The 16,681-nt window shown below is 27.9% G+C and carries 23 protein-coding genes; all 23 read right to left on the bottom strand.

The annotated features are described in order from the left end of the window. Positions 1 to 252: 252 nt before the first annotated feature. The gene (locus tag Q0W06_RS13660; protein ID WP_297636661.1) at positions 253 to 1,257 is read right to left on the bottom strand and encodes a ParB N-terminal domain-containing protein; all 1,005 of its coding nucleotides are present in this window, start codon (positions 1,255 to 1,257) and stop codon (positions 253 to 255) included. Next, positions 1,257 to 2,015, bottom strand: coding sequence for a ParA family protein (locus Q0W06_RS13655; protein WP_297636659.1), 759 nt, complete (start codon positions 2,013 to 2,015; stop codon positions 1,257 to 1,259). The genes Q0W06_RS13660 and Q0W06_RS13655 overlap by 1 nt, the downstream gene beginning before the upstream one ends. A 2-nt stretch (positions 2,016 to 2,017) precedes the next feature. Next, positions 2,018 to 2,161: a hypothetical protein gene (locus Q0W06_RS13650; protein WP_297636657.1), complete on the bottom strand. Its 144-nt coding sequence runs from the start codon at positions 2,159 to 2,161 to the stop codon at positions 2,018 to 2,020. A 110-nt stretch (positions 2,162 to 2,271) separates the two neighbouring features. Continuing rightward, positions 2,272 to 2,448, bottom strand: a complete 177-nt coding sequence (locus Q0W06_RS13645) for an AbrB/MazE/SpoVT family DNA-binding domain-containing protein (protein WP_297636655.1) — start codon at positions 2,446 to 2,448, stop codon at positions 2,272 to 2,274. Between the two features lie 130 nt (positions 2,449 to 2,578). Continuing rightward, on the bottom strand, positions 2,579 to 3,025 hold the full coding sequence (locus Q0W06_RS13640) for a hypothetical protein (protein WP_297636652.1): 447 nt from the start codon (positions 3,023 to 3,025) through the stop codon (positions 2,579 to 2,581). Positions 3,026 to 3,064: 39 nt separating this feature from the next. After that, the gene (locus Q0W06_RS13635) at positions 3,065 to 3,310 is read right to left on the bottom strand and encodes a hypothetical protein (RefSeq protein WP_297636649.1); all 246 of its coding nucleotides are present in this window, start codon (positions 3,308 to 3,310) and stop codon (positions 3,065 to 3,067) included. A gap of 121 nt (positions 3,311 to 3,431) precedes the next feature. Further along, the gene (locus Q0W06_RS13630) at positions 3,432 to 3,710 is read right to left on the bottom strand and encodes a hypothetical protein (RefSeq protein ID WP_297636646.1); all 279 of its coding nucleotides are present in this window, start codon (positions 3,708 to 3,710) and stop codon (positions 3,432 to 3,434) included. Next, positions 3,707 to 4,426, bottom strand: coding sequence for a site-specific DNA-methyltransferase (locus Q0W06_RS13625; RefSeq protein ID WP_297636643.1), 720 nt, complete (start codon positions 4,424 to 4,426; stop codon positions 3,707 to 3,709). The genes Q0W06_RS13630 and Q0W06_RS13625 overlap by 4 nt, the downstream gene beginning before the upstream one ends. Positions 4,427 to 4,468: 42 nt before the next feature. After that, positions 4,469 to 4,939: a hypothetical protein gene (locus tag Q0W06_RS13620; RefSeq protein WP_297636641.1), complete on the bottom strand. Its 471-nt coding sequence runs from the start codon at positions 4,937 to 4,939 to the stop codon at positions 4,469 to 4,471. A gap of 10 nt (positions 4,940 to 4,949) precedes the next feature. Then, a complete protein-coding gene (locus Q0W06_RS13615) occupies positions 4,950 to 6,686 on the bottom strand; it encodes a hypothetical protein (RefSeq protein ID WP_297636638.1) in 1,737 nt (578 codons plus the stop codon). Further along, positions 6,668 to 7,357 carry a putative phage tail protein gene (locus tag Q0W06_RS13610; protein ID WP_297636635.1) on the bottom strand — a complete coding sequence of 230 codons (690 nt, stop codon included), beginning with the start codon at positions 7,355 to 7,357 and terminating at the stop codon, positions 6,668 to 6,670. Before Q0W06_RS13610 ends, Q0W06_RS13615 begins: the two co-directional genes overlap by 19 nt. Then, positions 7,357 to 7,722 carry a hypothetical protein gene (locus Q0W06_RS13605; RefSeq protein ID WP_297636632.1) on the bottom strand — a complete coding sequence of 122 codons (366 nt, stop codon included), beginning with the start codon at positions 7,720 to 7,722 and terminating at the stop codon, positions 7,357 to 7,359. Before Q0W06_RS13605 ends, Q0W06_RS13610 begins: the two co-directional genes overlap by 1 nt. A 10-nt stretch (positions 7,723 to 7,732) precedes the next feature. Then, on the bottom strand, positions 7,733 to 8,770 hold the full coding sequence (locus Q0W06_RS13600; RefSeq protein ID WP_297636630.1) for a baseplate J/gp47 family protein: 1,038 nt from the start codon (positions 8,768 to 8,770) through the stop codon (positions 7,733 to 7,735). Beyond that, complete coding sequence (locus tag Q0W06_RS13595; RefSeq protein WP_297636627.1) at positions 8,767 to 9,228, bottom strand: DUF2634 domain-containing protein; 462 nt, start codon at positions 9,226 to 9,228, stop codon at positions 8,767 to 8,769. Before Q0W06_RS13595 ends, Q0W06_RS13600 begins: the two co-directional genes overlap by 4 nt. Before the next feature lie 11 nt (positions 9,229 to 9,239). After that, positions 9,240 to 9,689 (bottom strand): DUF2577 family protein, encoded by a 450-nt coding sequence (locus tag Q0W06_RS13590; RefSeq protein WP_297636623.1) that lies wholly within the window; start codon positions 9,687 to 9,689, stop codon positions 9,240 to 9,242. Next, the gene (locus Q0W06_RS13585; protein ID WP_297636621.1) at positions 9,682 to 10,635 is read right to left on the bottom strand and encodes a hypothetical protein; all 954 of its coding nucleotides are present in this window, start codon (positions 10,633 to 10,635) and stop codon (positions 9,682 to 9,684) included. The genes Q0W06_RS13590 and Q0W06_RS13585 overlap by 8 nt, the downstream gene beginning before the upstream one ends. Beyond that, entirely contained in the window at positions 10,610 to 11,329 is a 720-nt protein-coding gene (locus tag Q0W06_RS13580) for a hypothetical protein (protein ID WP_297636618.1), read from the bottom strand. Before Q0W06_RS13580 ends, Q0W06_RS13585 begins: the two co-directional genes overlap by 26 nt. A 9-nt stretch (positions 11,330 to 11,338) precedes the next feature. Further along, complete coding sequence (locus Q0W06_RS13575; RefSeq protein WP_297636615.1) at positions 11,339 to 13,618, bottom strand: hypothetical protein; 2,280 nt, start codon at positions 13,616 to 13,618, stop codon at positions 11,339 to 11,341. A gap of 160 nt (positions 13,619 to 13,778) precedes the next feature. Further along, positions 13,779 to 14,231 (bottom strand): hypothetical protein, encoded by a 453-nt coding sequence (locus tag Q0W06_RS13570; protein ID WP_297434158.1) that lies wholly within the window; start codon positions 14,229 to 14,231, stop codon positions 13,779 to 13,781. An 18-nt stretch (positions 14,232 to 14,249) separates the two neighbouring features. Then, positions 14,250 to 14,684 (bottom strand): phage tail tube protein, encoded by a 435-nt coding sequence (locus Q0W06_RS13565; protein ID WP_297434156.1) that lies wholly within the window; start codon positions 14,682 to 14,684, stop codon positions 14,250 to 14,252. After that, positions 14,685 to 15,836: a phage tail sheath C-terminal domain-containing protein gene (locus tag Q0W06_RS13560; protein WP_297636610.1), complete on the bottom strand. Its 1,152-nt coding sequence runs from the start codon at positions 15,834 to 15,836 to the stop codon at positions 14,685 to 14,687. Then, positions 15,837 to 16,307, bottom strand: a complete 471-nt coding sequence (locus Q0W06_RS13555) for a hypothetical protein (RefSeq protein WP_297636607.1) — start codon at positions 16,305 to 16,307, stop codon at positions 15,837 to 15,839. After that, positions 16,304 to 16,681 (bottom strand): hypothetical protein, encoded by a 378-nt coding sequence (locus Q0W06_RS13550; protein ID WP_297636604.1) that lies wholly within the window; start codon positions 16,679 to 16,681, stop codon positions 16,304 to 16,306. The genes Q0W06_RS13555 and Q0W06_RS13550 overlap by 4 nt, the downstream gene beginning before the upstream one ends.

The raw sequence follows: 16,681 nt of genomic DNA, 5'->3' as shown, positions 1-16,681 counted from the left end.
TAGAAGAAGAATACTCTAAATATTTGTCAGCTACACTCTAAATATTTGTCAGCTATACTCTAAATATTTGTCAGCTATACTCTAAATATTTGTCAGTTCTGAAAAATACTCTAAATATTTGTCAGCTATACTCTAAACCTTTGATTTTATTAAGTTTTCAATGTTCATAAAAGAATACTCTAAATATTTGTCAGTTATTTTTTGAATACTCTAAATATTTGTCAGTTTCGACTAAATATTTGTCAGCTCATATCATTTTTTTGTTATAGTTGTTATGAATTCTTGTATTTTTTTGTACTCTTCATCAGATAACTTTTGCTTTATTGTTATTGTAGTTCTTTTAGGGGTTCTTTTAACTTCAAAAGTTTTAAGTTCTTTTATTTTTTTGTTTTCTTCTTTATTAGATTCCTTTAAATCCCTAAGAATTTCTTTCAGTTCATCTCTAGTTTTATCTTTATATGATAAAACTAAATCTTCCTCTTCAGTATGGTATTTTTTATCTTTATTATTTTTTATAAGTTCTAATAAAATTTTATCCAAGTAATCAGCTTTTACAGGTCCAATCTCTTCTAAAATTTCTTTTATAACTGGATTAAAGTCTATTGCTTTTTTTATTGCATAAAATTGACTTTTAGCAATTCCAAATATTTTTAAAATATCATCCATAGGAACTTTATCCTCTTCAGATAGTTTATTGAATTTATAACTTAACTCTAGGATTGATAAATCTTTTCTTTTTGTATTTTCATCTATAGATACCTTCTCAAGTAAATCTACAGGAGTTCCTTCTCTAAAAACAACGGCTTGTTTTTGCCATATCTTATTAGGATTTTCTTCTAAAATTGTTTTTAATGCTAGAGATCTTCTCCATCCACTTACTATTAAATATTTATTGTGTCCTTTTTCTAAAAGATATATTGGATTTAGCAATCCTGAGTCTTTTATTGAATTTACAAGTGGTAAGAACTCTTCTGATTCTTTAACTTTATCTTCTGAATCCAATCTATTTATAAATGTTCTATCATTAAAATCTATTTCTTCAATTATTTTTTTTGTAATGTTGTTTATTATAGAGTATTTTGCAATATTACTTTTTTCTAAGTTTGATGGATTTAATGCAAAATTACCCTTTAAATGATTATTATTCATCATAGCTTCTCCTTTTAGTTCTTCTCTTAATTTTTGAATTATTGGTGTTTCACTTAACTCATACAAATAAGTTAAATCTCCTTCAAAATTTAGTTGATATACCTTCATTAAACCCTCTTTAAAACTTCTTTTGCTAATGCTAAGTAATCTTTAGCACCATTTGAATTTTTATCTAATTCTACAACTGATTTATGGTTATAATTTGCTTCAGCAATTTTTATATTATCTCTTATAATTGTATTAAATACAGCATCACCAAAATGAGTTTTTAACATATCATGGAATTGATTTTGAAGTTTAGTTGCTTTTTTAAATTTAGTAACAACTATCCCCATTATATTTAAGTTCTCATTAGTAGCCTCTCTAATTTCATTAACAGAGTCAAGTAAATCTGCAATTCCTTCTATACTGTTCTCTTCAGCTTGAAGAGTTATAATAATATCATCTGCGGCCTCTAAGGCGTTATAAGTGGCAAATTCAAGGGCAGGAGGACAATCTATAAAGATATAGTCGTAATTACTTTTAATTGGCTCTATGGCCTCTTTTAAAAGCTCTGACCATCCAGCTGATTTGTCATGATATAATCCAAACTTTGACATTTTAATATTGTTTGGAATATGATCTAGATTTTTTTGAACATTTATAATAACTTCATTTATTTCTTTTTCACCTTTGAAAACATCAACTATAGTTTCAAGTTCTCTTTTTAATAAATCACAGTTAGTAGTCAAATTTCCCTGGCTATCCATATCTATAGTAAGAACTTTTTTGCCTTTTACAGCTAAGATATAACTTAAATTTCTTACAGTAGTAGTTTTTCCTTCCCCACCTTTTTGGTTTATAACAGCTATAACTTTAGTTCTCATACTTATTTTGCCTCCCCTTTTTGATTTTGATTCATACTACCTAATGCCCAACCTATTAATATTGCATCATCTAAAGAGTCTACTGTAAAATTAACTCCTTTAAAATTGCATTGTATTTTTCCATTTTCTAAAGTTTTTGTATTCATAATCTCCTCCTATTATTTTTAGAGTAGATATGATATAATACTGGTGTCTAGGCAGTAGGTATTCATATCTACTCAATTGGAGTCTTTAGAGACTCCTTTTTTATTTTAAATTATTTTTTTGGCTCAATTTTAATTGAATTATCTTTTTCATTAAAGCTAACTTCAACTTCTCTATTATCTATATCTAATCCCATTTTTTTTATCCATGTTATCGGAAGAGCGATTCTTGTAGAAATACTTCCGCTGCCACTTTTCATAAATGAAATTTTCAAATCTCTTTTTTCCATGAAGGCCTCCTTTTGACATCCTGTCATCATAAAATAAGTATACAACACTTTTGTCGGGTCGTCAATAGTTTTTTTTATTTTTTTCCGACGGTCGGAAAATAAAAAAAGTAAGGCTTAAAAACCTTACTTTTTATGGATTGAATACATAGATTCCTTCTTTATCAGTTGGGATTGTATCAACATGAATATATCCTTTTGGAATAGTTACTTTAGAAGTTTCAATTCTAGTAATCATATTATACTTTTTAGGATTATTGACAATCTTATTATAAATTTCTTGCATATTCATTCCAGGAACTTCAAAATCTATAGCTTTTCCAAGAACATGACCTGATAAATATAGCTTGTTATTTTTAATTTTATCTTTAACAATAGCATCAACAGTAGTTCTTAATCCTCTTTGTGTAATTCCAACACTTGGCCTATTGACCAAGATAGGAACTCCTAAATCTTCTCTAAGTGTATCTAAAAACATTAAGATGTTTCTATCTATATATTTAATGGAATTTTCACCATAGATTTTATAAACTTCTGGGGATACTAATTCTTTTGCTTTAAAATATTTACATTTATGCATAAAATCCTCCTTTTTGAGATTTTTTCTTTAAAAATTGTGTTATTTATTATTTAAAACACTTAAAATATGTGTTTTTATAATTTTTACATCTTCAGCTAAAGTTACAATCTTATCATTTAAATTTGTAAAATTATTTTTTGAATTTGTTGTAATATGATCCACTTCTTTATCGTATAGCTTTTGGTCTACTTTTTTATCTATTTGAAACATCATATATTTGTGATATCCTAAGAATCCCCCAGCTATTGCACCTAATATTGATGCTATTAATTTAATATCTTCCATATATTCTCCTATCAAAACTTAAACAATTCTCTAATAGAATTAGCTTTTCTAAAAACTTTAAGTTCTATTAGTTTATTTTTATGATTGAATGGATCTATTTTAACCTCTCCCCACTCCCAACTTATTTTTGGTCTAAACCCAAATCAATTTCAGTTTTATTTATAATCTTTTTAACAGTACCATTATCAACTAAGTTTTTATCTCCTCTGTAATCAGCTTCATAAATACCTTTGGCTAAACATGACATTTTATCAGATACAAGTTTTCTCAAATCTTTAGGCCATCTTTTTCTTGTTTTAAATCCAATATTATATAAAGTATCATTAGGAATGAAATACCCCACAAGTAAAGTTGCTAATGGAATTAATATTCCCTGGTTATTTATTAAAAAATCTTTCATTTTGTAACCTCCTCAATTCTTTTTTTACTTATTTCAAAATATTTTTTATCTAACTCTATTCCTATAAAATTTCTATTATTTTTTACTGCAGCCACTCCTGTGCTTCCAGATCCCATTGTAAAATCTAAAACTGTTTCACCTTCATTTGTATAAGTTTTTACTAAAAATTCCATTAAATCTAAAGGTTTTTGAGTTGGATGCACTCCATTACTTAAAGAAGGAAATTTTAAAATAGAGTGAGGGTAGTTGGTGTGAGTTTTTATATAATCATTAGATGAGGTTTCTCTATAGACTCCACTCTTTTTTCTTTTTCCTTTTATTTGTTGATTTACTTCAATCAATCCTTGTGGATTATAGGTACATAATTTTTGGTAAAATACTAAAATATTTTCATGCTTTCTCATTGGCATTTTTTTAGCATTTAAGAAATTTGTAGCTCTTGATTTTTCCCAGATATATTCATATCTAAATAAATCTGATTTTGAATTGATTAATTTTGCTGTAAATGGTTGTGCTCCAAATAAAACTATTGCACCAGTTGGTTTAATAAGTTTTAATAATCTTGGCCACATTTCATTAAAATCTAGGATTTTATCCCATTCACAGGCTGTTGTTCCATAAGGTGGATCACAAATAATAGCATCTACTATTATTCCTTTTTCTATAAGTCTATCCATTACCTTTATTGCTTCATTGTTATATAAATTTATTTTCATTGTACCTACCTCCATCAAGTGTTTGATTAACTTGTCTATTTTTTATTTTTGTTTATTTTCAATTCGTAACGCTAATTCATGATTTAAATCCAAATATTTTTGATTTAAATTATCTAATTCTTTTTGTGTATCTAATTCTTTTTGAGTTCCTGCAAACATTGAATTTCTAATTTTCTCCAATTCTGTTGTTTTTTCTATAATTTCTTTTTCTAATTTTTTTATGCTTAATTCTAATGTTTCAATTATTTTTTTATCTTCATCAAATATTAAAAACCCATCTACAAGCTTATAATAGGTATAATTTTTTGCAAACTCTTCACATACCTCCTCAGTAAAGGCAACTATATCTACCAAGTCAAATTCATTGGTTACTTCATTCCACTTTGTACTATATTCTTCTTTTCTATTTACTAATTTATTAGGTAAAATTATTTCAATCGAATCTTCTATATTTCCTATAGAAGCATATCCGTTAATATAATTATTACCATCTAATTTTATTTTTATTCTCATATTCTCCTCCTTAAATTCTTCTTCCAAAAACATCAGTAATGGGGAATGTTTGGTCTGGTCCGCTTGTACCACTTCCTGATCCACTTTGAGAAAACCTTCCAGAGGTATCTGATAGTTTTGTAAACGTTAATTGCATATCAGTACTTTGTCCTTGAACATAACCACATCTAACAGATCCATTTATACCAATTCCTGCTATAAAATAACCATCTATAACAGATGAGTCATTTCCACCTAAACACCCTATATATAAAATATCGTTCCATGTCATTCCGTCTGGAAGAGTAAAATCAGCAGTATATGACGAGCCACTCCAAAATCTAACATGTTGATTTAATCTATTTTTAGTTATAACAGGGCTTTCATTGACAAGGACTGCACCACCGAAAGGGTTCAAGCTAAGAGTACCAACAGCCGTTGGGAAAGATTCACTGTTGTGGCCTTGTTGGATATATGCTTTGTAACTATTATTACTATCTTCAACCCACATTGCTAGTGTTTGATTACATGCATCTAATGTAAATGTATTATAAGCTTTGCTATTCCATAACTTTGAAGTAGTGTTAAGACCTGTACAACCATCTGTTCGAACTCTTCTTGTCCCAATTTCATCTTTAGTAAAAGAAATTCCATTTGATAAATCAAATGTTTTTGTTGTATCACCAACTCTGAAACTTCTACCAGAAGAAAGTCTAGTTGCAGTTAAAACATTTTTATTAGAATCTGATGTATTATCTACATTTCCAAGTCCTACATCTGCTTTAGTTGGTTTGTTATTTATGTTATAAACATCTTTTAAGTTCCACAATTTCACATTATTAGCATAAGCATATAATTCTCCGTCTCCTTCCCAATTGAAACCAGTATCATTATCACCTAAAGCTAATGATATACCTGCCATAGAACCTGTAGTTTTTCTATCAATAAATAATTTTCCATCAATAGAGTCCCCATTTCTATTAACAGCTCCTATATCTGCTAAACTATATGAGATATTATTACTACCATCAAACGTATAACTTTTATTCCCAATTGTTATACTTCGTGATGTTGTTAATCTAGAAGCAGAACGTACACTTTTATTAATATCTGGAGTATTATCAACGTCAGGTAACCCTATATCAGATTTTGTAGGTTTATAATTTTCACAGTAGGCTTTAGCACCATTAATTCTAACGTCACCACCATAGGGATTTAACTCTAAAATTCCTGGAACTTCAGCATAAGAAGTACTAGAGTGTGATGATTGAAGTGCCATTCTCCTAGCATTAAAAGCGTTTTGTCCAAATATAGTTAAAGCATTGTTATGACAAGTGTACTTAGCAATGAAATCGGTTAAAAAATTGTTATTATTATCATTAATTCCATTTGGAAACTCTTTATCTGCTAAACCAATTTCTACTAAAATCTTTGCTGTTGACCTAAATCCTTTATTAAATCCAACATAACCTGTAAAAGTATCTCCAGATTTAGAAGCTTTAGTATCTATATCATTTTTTAAATTTTCAGCAGTTTGAGTATAATTACCCTTATCTAATTTATTTTGTCCTAAATTTTTAACAGATAAATACAAAGAAATTAAGTGAGAGTAAATTTTAAAGAAAGATCTTGAAAATCTTGATAAGATAACAGATTGATTTCTGTTATGTCCAAGCATTTCTAAACCTTCTTGTCCATTAATTGGTGGTGTAATTGGATTTATGGCTTCATTTATATCTTCGATATTATCTATTTGTTGGTTTGCCATAGTTCTCCTCCTGTATTTATTTCTAAAACGTAATAAGCTGGTATAATTTCTTCTATAAAGTCTTTAAATCTCTCTAAATACTCAGAATTATTTATTGAATCATAGTGTATAACTAGCTTAAATTCGTTTTTTTTATTTTCAATACTTTTTGGATCTCCTAATAAAAATAGATTTGAATATCTTATTATAGAGTCCTTATTTGTATTTAAATTTTTAGCAATTCTTTTAGCAATTATTGTATTTCTTCTAAAAATTATCCCTAAATTTATATTATTAAATACTCTGTATTCATCTTCTAAATAATTCAAAGTACTTATAGCTGTTGAAATATTCAAATCTTTTTCTAATTTTTGAATTTCATAATCAAGACTTAAAAGTTCATCTTCATAAGCTTTATATATAACATTTATATAATCATCTTTTCTTGCATATTCAGGAATATAAGATAAAAGTTTCTGAAGATAAGCTTTAGAGACAACAACATCCAAAACAATATTACTAAAATTTATTTTTTGTAAAACAGATTCGCTGTAATTATAAATTTTTTGATTAGCAGTATTACTAATATTATCAAGATACCCCCAATTGAAAGAATACTCTGCAGTAACATGATTTGTTAAATCAAGAGCATTATATTCTTCGTTTTCTAGAACATATTTTTTTAGAAACATTATCTAACCTCAAAGATGTTATAACCTTCTGGAATAATATATCTATCTGCAGATCTAATTTCTCTTTCATAATTTAATTTAGAATAAGATATTAAATTTCCCCCAGTTGCAGCATCAAAAATACCAATAAATTTAATAGTTCCCCAGTTACTAGAAGCGATAGGGAAAGAAATCTCATCTCTATTATGAGTTCTTCCTTCTGCTCCAGCTAGAAAAGTTATTGATTGTCTTCTGTACTCCGATGCTGAAACTTCAGAGGAAATATCTCCATTAAAACCAGGATCACTTTTTAAAAGTCCTACAAATTTTCCATTTGTTAGTCTGTCATTTATATACTTGTTGGCCTCATAGTTTGTTAAAGGCATAATTTCCTCCTTAATTTAAATTTATACTTGTTGAATCAATATAAGCTAATTCATCATCATTTACAACGATATTCTCTTTAGCATTATTAATAGTTACATTTTTAACAGTATTAATAGCTTTACAATGTGTTAATACTTCCAAAATATAAGAATAATATAGAGTTCTACTCTTAAAAAGAGCTGCTTTGAAATATTCATTTAAATTACCAATTATTAAATTTTTAGCTGAATCAGAATCAAAGTCAGAACTAAGAATAGCTTCAATTGAAATATTTAATTTTTTCTTTTTTAATGGAACAACTGTAATTGTAATATCATTTAAAAATTGTTCTTCTAAATGAGATAGAACCTTTTTACAATCTTCTGAAGTTGAAGGTTCGTAATCATTTGTTCCAATAATTAATTTTACCGTTCCAGCTCCAGTAGGTCGTGGAATACAATTTGCAATTCCGACCGTCGGAATTTTTAAAGCTTCATTTTTAAACCAGTGTTGATTCCAACTTGTGGCGGGTGAAGAAATTTGTTGATTTCTTCTTTGATGTAACTCTTCATCAGTTTCTTCATCTTTTCCATTTACAATAGGTTCTTCATTGGTAACATGATTTAACCCAGGATAGTTCATACTAAATTTTGTTATGTCACCGATGGAGCAGTTTCCATTTGTTCCAGGAACATCACATTCAATATTAACTACTGTTGAAATATTAACTATTTCTTTATCTTCAAGAATTGTGTATGTAACACTATCTTTCCTAACTAATTTCATGCCTTTTCTAACAGAATACCCATTCAAACCACTAACTTTAACTTTTCCAGTTGCTTTAATAGCGGGTATTCTATAAATTCCATCATCTTGGCAAATAATATCTAAATCATTACCAGTTGCATCACCACTAAATCTTTTACTCATTGTTTCAGCAACTTTTTCAGAAGTATTTTTTAGTTCTATTGCTATTGGATTTATTACAATATCTTTTGTATAAGTTCCTTCTTCAGTACTAAAATATTTAGAGATATTGGCCACCATTCTACTTATAATATTTTTCATAATAAATCATCACCTATTAATTGTTGGTTGTCAGTTGTTATAACTGTATAAAATATAAAAAGTTTATCTTTTATTTGAATAACAACAACATCTCTAACTTCTGCTATATATGGAAACTTTAGCATCATTTCTTTAATTTCTTTTTTCATTTCAGAAATAATTAAATTCATTTTTATATTTTTACCAATATAGTTTTTTAAAGGAATTCCAAAAGGAAGAGTACTGTCATTAACTATATAAGTTTGATAAGTATTTTTAGAAGTCATAAAACATTTTTTAATCCATTGTTTAACAATCTCTCTTTTATCTATCAAATCACAAGGAACACCATTTTTAATAACTGTTTTATTTTCATCAAAATTCCATTCGATATCTATTAGATTATCAATATTTTTTTTAGATGTAGTTTCTTCACTTTTATAAACATCTAAGACAACATTTAATATTTCTGGAAACATCACCCACCTCCTTAATAGTAAAAGCTTGTATCTAGTAAAAAGAAAATAGAGTTTTGATTAGTTGGTATCAATATAACTTGTTCTCCAACTTTAAGTTCATCAGTCCATTTTAAAGTTCCGTCAAATTCAAATGTTCCAGCTTGTCCTGTTATAGTTCCCTCAACTATTCCATGCTCATGTTTATGAGGACCTGGACCAGCTTCAATATTTGAAGAAGTTGTTTCAATAGTTGCATTTTCTAAAGTAAACTCTTTTATTTTACCTTTAATGTTAAATTCTCTAGTGTAACCTATTACTTTTTCTTTTGCTATACAAATTTGATGCTTTTTAAGAAGTAATTTAGGATTTACTCTAACTTGTAAATCTGGAGGAGCAACTTCAACTGTTCCTAAAACAACTCCAGCCCACTTACTTCTTTTTCCACCTTTAATAAGTTTTGCAAGATTTCTATATTCATTCAAGTTCTATCAACTCCAACCCTATTTCTTTCATTGTTTTTGTAAAGCTAATTACTCTAAAAAATCCATCAACTTCATACTCTTCATTAGATATTTTTAAAATATCTCCATCCCAAATGTTCTTAACATAAGGAATTGTAAGTGATAAAGATTTTGTTACTTTTGAATTTGCTTTTAAAAAGTTTTCTCCAACAGACTTACTATCTTCACTTTTTTCAGCTTCAACAGTTATTATTTTTTGCATAATTCCATATTTTTTAATATTCCGACCGTCGGAATAAGTTTCTGTATAATAATCTTCTTTATTATTTTTTATAACCACTTTTACAGAGTTATACATATTTTCAATGCTTGATGATTTAGATATACTTTTTACAAAAGAATTTAAATTATAATTTTTATTATAAAAATTAAATTCAAAGTTTTTTACATCAGTAGGATATTTTTTAAAATGAAATTGTCCTTTTCTGTAATAAAAATAAAATTCTTCGCCACTCTTTACTTGAATTTCCTCAATAATTTTAGATATAACAGAACCAGCACTTTCTTCAAAATATATTTTGTCTATTAAGATATTGGATGCATCAATTTCTCCAACAGGACCTTCTAAAGATTTAATAACTTCCTCAACACAAATATTTGCAGCTACTTCATTAAACTGATAGATCTCTTCATTTTTACTAAAATAAAAAGCAAAATCAACAGCACTATAAGAATCATCAACATTCGATAAAACAATTCCATCAAATTCTAAAAGGTCATCATTATAAATTTGAATAACACTTCCTTCTTCAACTGGATTTATTGGATAACCAGGAACTTTTTTATCAATAACTTCAAATTCTAATTTTTGTGAAAATTCATCTATTGATTTTGACCAAGAGAAGCCATCTTTAACAATAGATGTTATTTCATATCTTTTATTATTCGTTAGGCAAAAAATCTTCATTATAAATACTCTTATATTCACTAAATTGAGGTTTTCCATCTTTATTGGAATAATTAACCCCTATTTTCTTCTCTTGTGTTTGTTGTGGTTTATAATAAGTACTATTGCTATCCTCTTTTAGTGGGATTTCTTTAGGGTATACAAACTCTTTAAAACTTAGATTATACTCAATATTACCGTTTGCAGATTGAGTATAGGTAAAATTTGTTATTGATACAGTTAAATTTATTTCTGTTCCTGTTATTATTAAATCAATTGGTTCTTCAGTTTTTCTTAAATTTTCAATAATTGAAACAGCTTCCCATTCTGATATTCCTTGATTTTTTGAAAAACTAACATAATCAGCTGGAAAGAATGAACTCCATGAAATTTCTTGAAGTCCATGTTTATCTAAAAAAGTTACTAATCCCATAGGAGTATTTACTTCTTCAGAATTTCCATCACCAGAAACAGAGATTTCTGTTGGAACAATAGGAAAATGGATTAACACTACTCCATCAGCATATAATTTACCTTTTTTTATAAAGATATCTGTATTCAAAAACCTAATTCTAGAAGATGGAAAAAGTTGAGAAACAACTGAATCCATACCTTCAACTGTATCAACCAAACCTTTAACAAGTGGATTTTGTAATAATTTTTTTTTATAAATTTCTCTAATATTTGATATTCCTATTTGAAAATATGGATTCATATGCACCTCCTATACTTCTGCTAAGGCAATTTCTAATTTAGGAATTATATGTTCAACTACTTTAGAAGCAATCGATTTATAATCCAATTCACTAGAATCTTTTACACTTATATTTTCAATAATTTTATCAATTTGAATAGTAATTTTATTACTTTGTGGCTTTTGATTAATATTGTTGATTTTAGATGTATTAATAGTATTATTGTTAATAGTACTATTATAAGCTTTACTTTCTTCAGCAGTTAGAACTCTTTCTCCTTTGTGAAGTTCAGCCACGTAACCATCAAAAGGAACAGAAGTAAGGCCATTTCTATGGCTTCCATTAGGCTTTGGAGTTAAATCTGGAGAATCAACAACACCAGTTATTTGAGCTTCTTTCTCTAGATCTCCTTCACCTTTAAATTTTTTATACCATTCATATAGCTTTTTTATACCTGTTGTTAATTGGCCAACAGGAGTTAAATACTGAATTATAAATTTTGCTGCTCTACCAAATGGATTATTATCCATTACTTCCCATAAACTATATGCTTTTTCTTTAAGGTAATCCCAATTTTTATAAAGGAGATATCCAACCCCAACAACAGCAGTAATACCAGCTAACACCACTCCAATAGGATTGGCTTTGAAAGCAGTATTTAATCCTTGTTGTGCAGTAGTTAGAAGATATGTGACTAATGTTTGGCCTTGTTGTGCAGTAGCTAAAGCTGTAGTTGCGTCTTTATAGCCCTTTGTCAAGAACCCAGCAGTTTTAAATATTCCATAACTAGCCCCCATAAATCCTAATGCCTGAGTAACATTAGTAATAGCATCAAAATTATTTGTTAAAAACTCTATTGTTTTTGTTCCAGTATCAAGATATTTTAATTGCAATGGCATTAATTTTTCACCTAGCATGATTTGAAAATCTTCAGTTACTTTATTTAATCTTCTTCTTTTTCCAACTTCAGTATCTAAGTTTCTAGCAGTATCACCTAATGCGTCTTTACTCTGCATCTGAATAGCTTTCATTCTAATCATAATTTTAGTAGTTTCATCCATTTTATTAGAATATTTTTTAAATCCTAATGCCATTGCAGCAACATTCATTTGTGGTTCTAATATAGATGCTCCTAATGTTTTTGCTGCTTCTGATTCACCCATTAATGCAGATTGCATTGTCTTATGAACATCAATACCTCTTGAAGATAAATTATTAAATGAATCCAAATCATTTGCCAACATAACAATATCTTTAGACATATTCATTGAAGTTTTTCTATCCATTCCAAAACCAGTGAATAGATTTTGAATATCTCCCATAGATTCCTTTGTTTTTAATGCAGATATACCTAATACATCCGTATAATTTTTAGCCCAATCATTTGCAGCCTTACTATGTTCTCCATAAACAACATTAAACTTATTTTGTGTTTCAATCATGTTGGAATTTACTTCAATACTTTTTTTACCTAAATTGATAGCTTCTCTAATTCCAACAGCAGCACCAATATAACCTGTTATTTTTGCGGCTGTTGCTTTAAATGAATTTCCAGATTTATCAACACTATTTGATAAATTATTAACCTCTGTTCTACTCTGACCTAACTTTTTATTAAGATAATCAAGTCTATTAGCCATATCAGTGTGATTTCTAGTAGCTTGTGTTATCTTCTTTCTATGATTTTCTAAATTTTTATTAGTTGTTCCAGTTTTTTGAGATAATTCAGAATATTCTGCAGTTAAATTTTTCAAATTATTTTCAGAAGTTTTAACAAATCCATCTAATATATTAATATTAGTTTTTAAATTAATTAAATCAGCACTAGTTCCTTGAGTAGTTGTTCCAATATGATTAAAACCTCTTGCCAATTCAAAACTTTTTTGATTTAGTAAATCCATATTTGGCATCTTTAAAGCTTCATTAACTCCTGAACTTTCTTTTTTTAACTCTTTTAATTTATTTTTACTATTTTCAAGTGTTTCACCCATCATTTGATGAGCTAATCTTGCCTCATTTATTTTTTTCCTTTGTTCTTCTAATTTTTCACTAGAAACATCTGTTTCTTTTGATAACAAATACCAATCTTCACTTGCTTTTTTTAATTCTTTACTAGTTAAAGAGTACAAGTTCTCTAATTCTCTAATTTCGGTATTTTGCTTAGAGAAAGATTGAGTGGTGCTATCTATACCAGTTATAGTTCGAGCCATTGAATCATTGAGATTATTTGTAGTAGAAAATAATTTTCTAAAATTTTTCTCGGTTTCTGAAGTATCAACTTGAAATCGAACTCCAACTAACTCATTCATTGGCCACCTCCATTATTGCTCTTATTAACTGCATCAAGATGTCTTAAAAAAATAGCTTTAAAAGTTTCTTTTTCAAGTCCTTTAAGAGACATTAGATAATCTAGTCTATGTCCCTTGAGTATAAAAAACTCATACATTGCTAAAGTTAAGTCAGAGCCTATTAGTTTTTTAGTTCTTTTTCAACAGTAAAAGAGCCACCTTTTAAATTTAAAATAGTAGTTGCTATTTCTGTAATTTCATCTTCATTGAATATTTTTTTAAATAAATCTTTATTTGTATTAACTTTAAAAGCTTTTCTAACTTCGTCAGTAGTAAGTATAGGACTAGAAATTCCTTTCGATAAAATATAAGTTGGATCTACATACATACCGCCATAATACATAACATTTATATCATCCTCTTTAGTTTCAGCTTCAAAAATTACTTTATTTGAAACGCTTTCAACCTCAATTCCTCCACATCCAATTAAATCTTCTAATCTTTTAGAGTGAAGCATTTTCTTTTTCCTTATTTTAGAACTTTCAGTTAATTTTTCAGCATTTGCTATAACATCTGCAATAGATATTATTACTTTTAAACCTTTATTTTCATCTTTAACTTCTTTATTTTCCATATTAATTTCCTCCAATTTTTAAACAGTTTCTGGTACATCAGCAGTATTAGGGTCAAATATAAATTCAAATTCTTTTTCAATTAATGAATCAACTGAATAGTTGAATAGATTTAAATTACCTGTAAACTCACAATCTGGAAGAGAAATTCTTTCTGCTCCTAATGTTTGTGGTCCATCAAAGGTTACTTCAAGAGAAAAGTCGGTTACTTTACCAGCTTTCATATTGGCAAAAAACTTTTTAAATTCTATAGAGTTAACCTTATGAACAGTAAATTTTCCAACACCTTTTCTTCCTTTTAAAACTTGACCTTTTGTTCCTCCAGGTAGAGGAACTTCTTCATAATCTCCTTCAATAGTTCCTTCTGCAGCTTTAGCTTCCATTAATATTTCACCATCAAAATAGAGTTTTGCAAAAGCTCCATTAAATATATTTCGTGGTTTGAATTTTTCCAACTATATCACCTCTACTTCAACTATTGCATCTTCCATAACATCAACAGGAGTGAACTCTTTTATTCTATAAAACCCTTGATCTTTTGTATTTAATCTCAAAGCTCTATATTCATCCATTGTTAACATCTCTTCTTCTGTTATTTTTCCATTTTCAAATGCCCATTTTTTCTGAGTATCAATATCAATAGCCATTTTATTTAAATAGTTTGAATCTAAATACCCATCTTTCATAAATCCTAATAAATAACCATTAACAGCAGAACAGAATAGAGACTTATTTTCATAATGATTATCTCTCTTACCTATATAATAGTTAACATATGTATATTTAATATCTTTTAAACATTGGTCCATTATTGCAACTAATCTAATTTTTGAAAATGTTCTACCTTGAGTTTCTGTTGGAGTTGTCATTGAGTTAACTCCTCTTTCTAATCTATAGATAATTTTATCTCCATCAGTTTGAGGTACAGTAACTAAGTATCCATTTCCAACAGCAGCATTTACATCTTCTATAAATTCAGCCTCTTCTACCCAAGGTTCTTTATAATATGTCATAGAGCCTTTTATTCCTAGTCCTGCAGCAATAGAAGCTAAACATAGTGCATACTCAACAGCGGTATATTTTGTTCCATTTACCTTTCTCCATTGATTTGTCATTATAATAAATGGAATATCTGGAGCTGTTACTCCAGCTGTTGAAAACTTTATTGTTTTCTGTAATGGATTTAATATTTTATCCACTCTTCTATCTTTTTTAACCATTTCAACAAGTGCTTGTTGCTCCTCTGTTGTTCCACCAGGATAAGCAAAATAATCACACTCTTCAGATGCTAATCTATAAGCCTCATTAAGATGAGTCATATCTGGATAACCAGCCTCAGGACTTTCAGGCTCATCAAATCTATAAACAACTACTTTTCTAGGTGTACCTTTAAAAGCTAAGTCTTTAAGGTATTTATAATTTCCAGCAGTCCAATCTTCAGCCTTTACTTGACTTATATCAACATAAGATTTTTTTAAAAAATCAGTTTTAGTTGAATCAGATAAAAAAATTCCTAAAACTCCATTACCCTGGCTAATAATAGCTTGAGTATATAATTCTTTAAAAATCATCTGGAAGGATACAACACCATTTAATTTTTGTGACATCTACATCCCCTCCTCACATTTTAAATATATATTTTCACTCATTTTTTGATATTCATTATCATCAATATCAATCAATAAATTAGTAATTCTATATGTTTTTTTTATAATTGCAGTCCTCAAACTTGCTCTTTGAGTTTCATCTTCAATATTTCCATACTCTATTTTTGTTTCAAAATTAGATGAATCAAAGTCATTATCTTCATTGGTATCTAAAAATTCAATAAATTCTCTCACTTTATCTCTAAAGTTTAGAAGCTGGTTACCTACTTTATTTTCAGAATAATAAAAACTTAAGTTAACATATCTTTGACCATTTTTTGTTGTCTCTCCATCAATAATTACACCAATAGATCTAGAAGTAAATTTAAACTCGTCAACATCATCAACAATCCCAAATCTATACTCAGATTTAATCTTCAATAAGTTATTTTGAATCTCTAATAATCTTGTATTTAAGCCACACCTTATCATATTACAATAACTCCTTTTTTTTGATATTTCATAGCTTCTGCATCTACAAGTGTTTTTAAAAGTTCATCTAACTCTCTTTTTTTATCTTTTACAGGTAAATCTTGAGCTATATTTGCCATTTCATAAAGTTTCCAAAATATATAGTTTTCCTTTAATATCAACCATTTTTCATCATCTACTTTTGAAATATGCTTTCCTAACCTAAAATTAATATAGGCAACAGCTTTAGAGTTTAGTGAGGTTTTATCCTCACTAGACTCTCCTTCTACTAAAATAGTTAAATCATCTCTTGATTTCCCTAAAAAATCACATATATCATAAGCTATTCTTTCTGTTAAAAAATCTTCAACTTTTAAAATAGGAATTTTATTCAT

This window comes from uncultured Clostridium sp., assembly GCF_947072515.1.
In the GTDB taxonomy this organism is placed as follows: Bacteria; Bacillota; Clostridia; order Clostridiales; family Clostridiaceae; genus Clostridium.
This window is presented reverse-complemented; position numbering and strand designations above follow the sequence as displayed.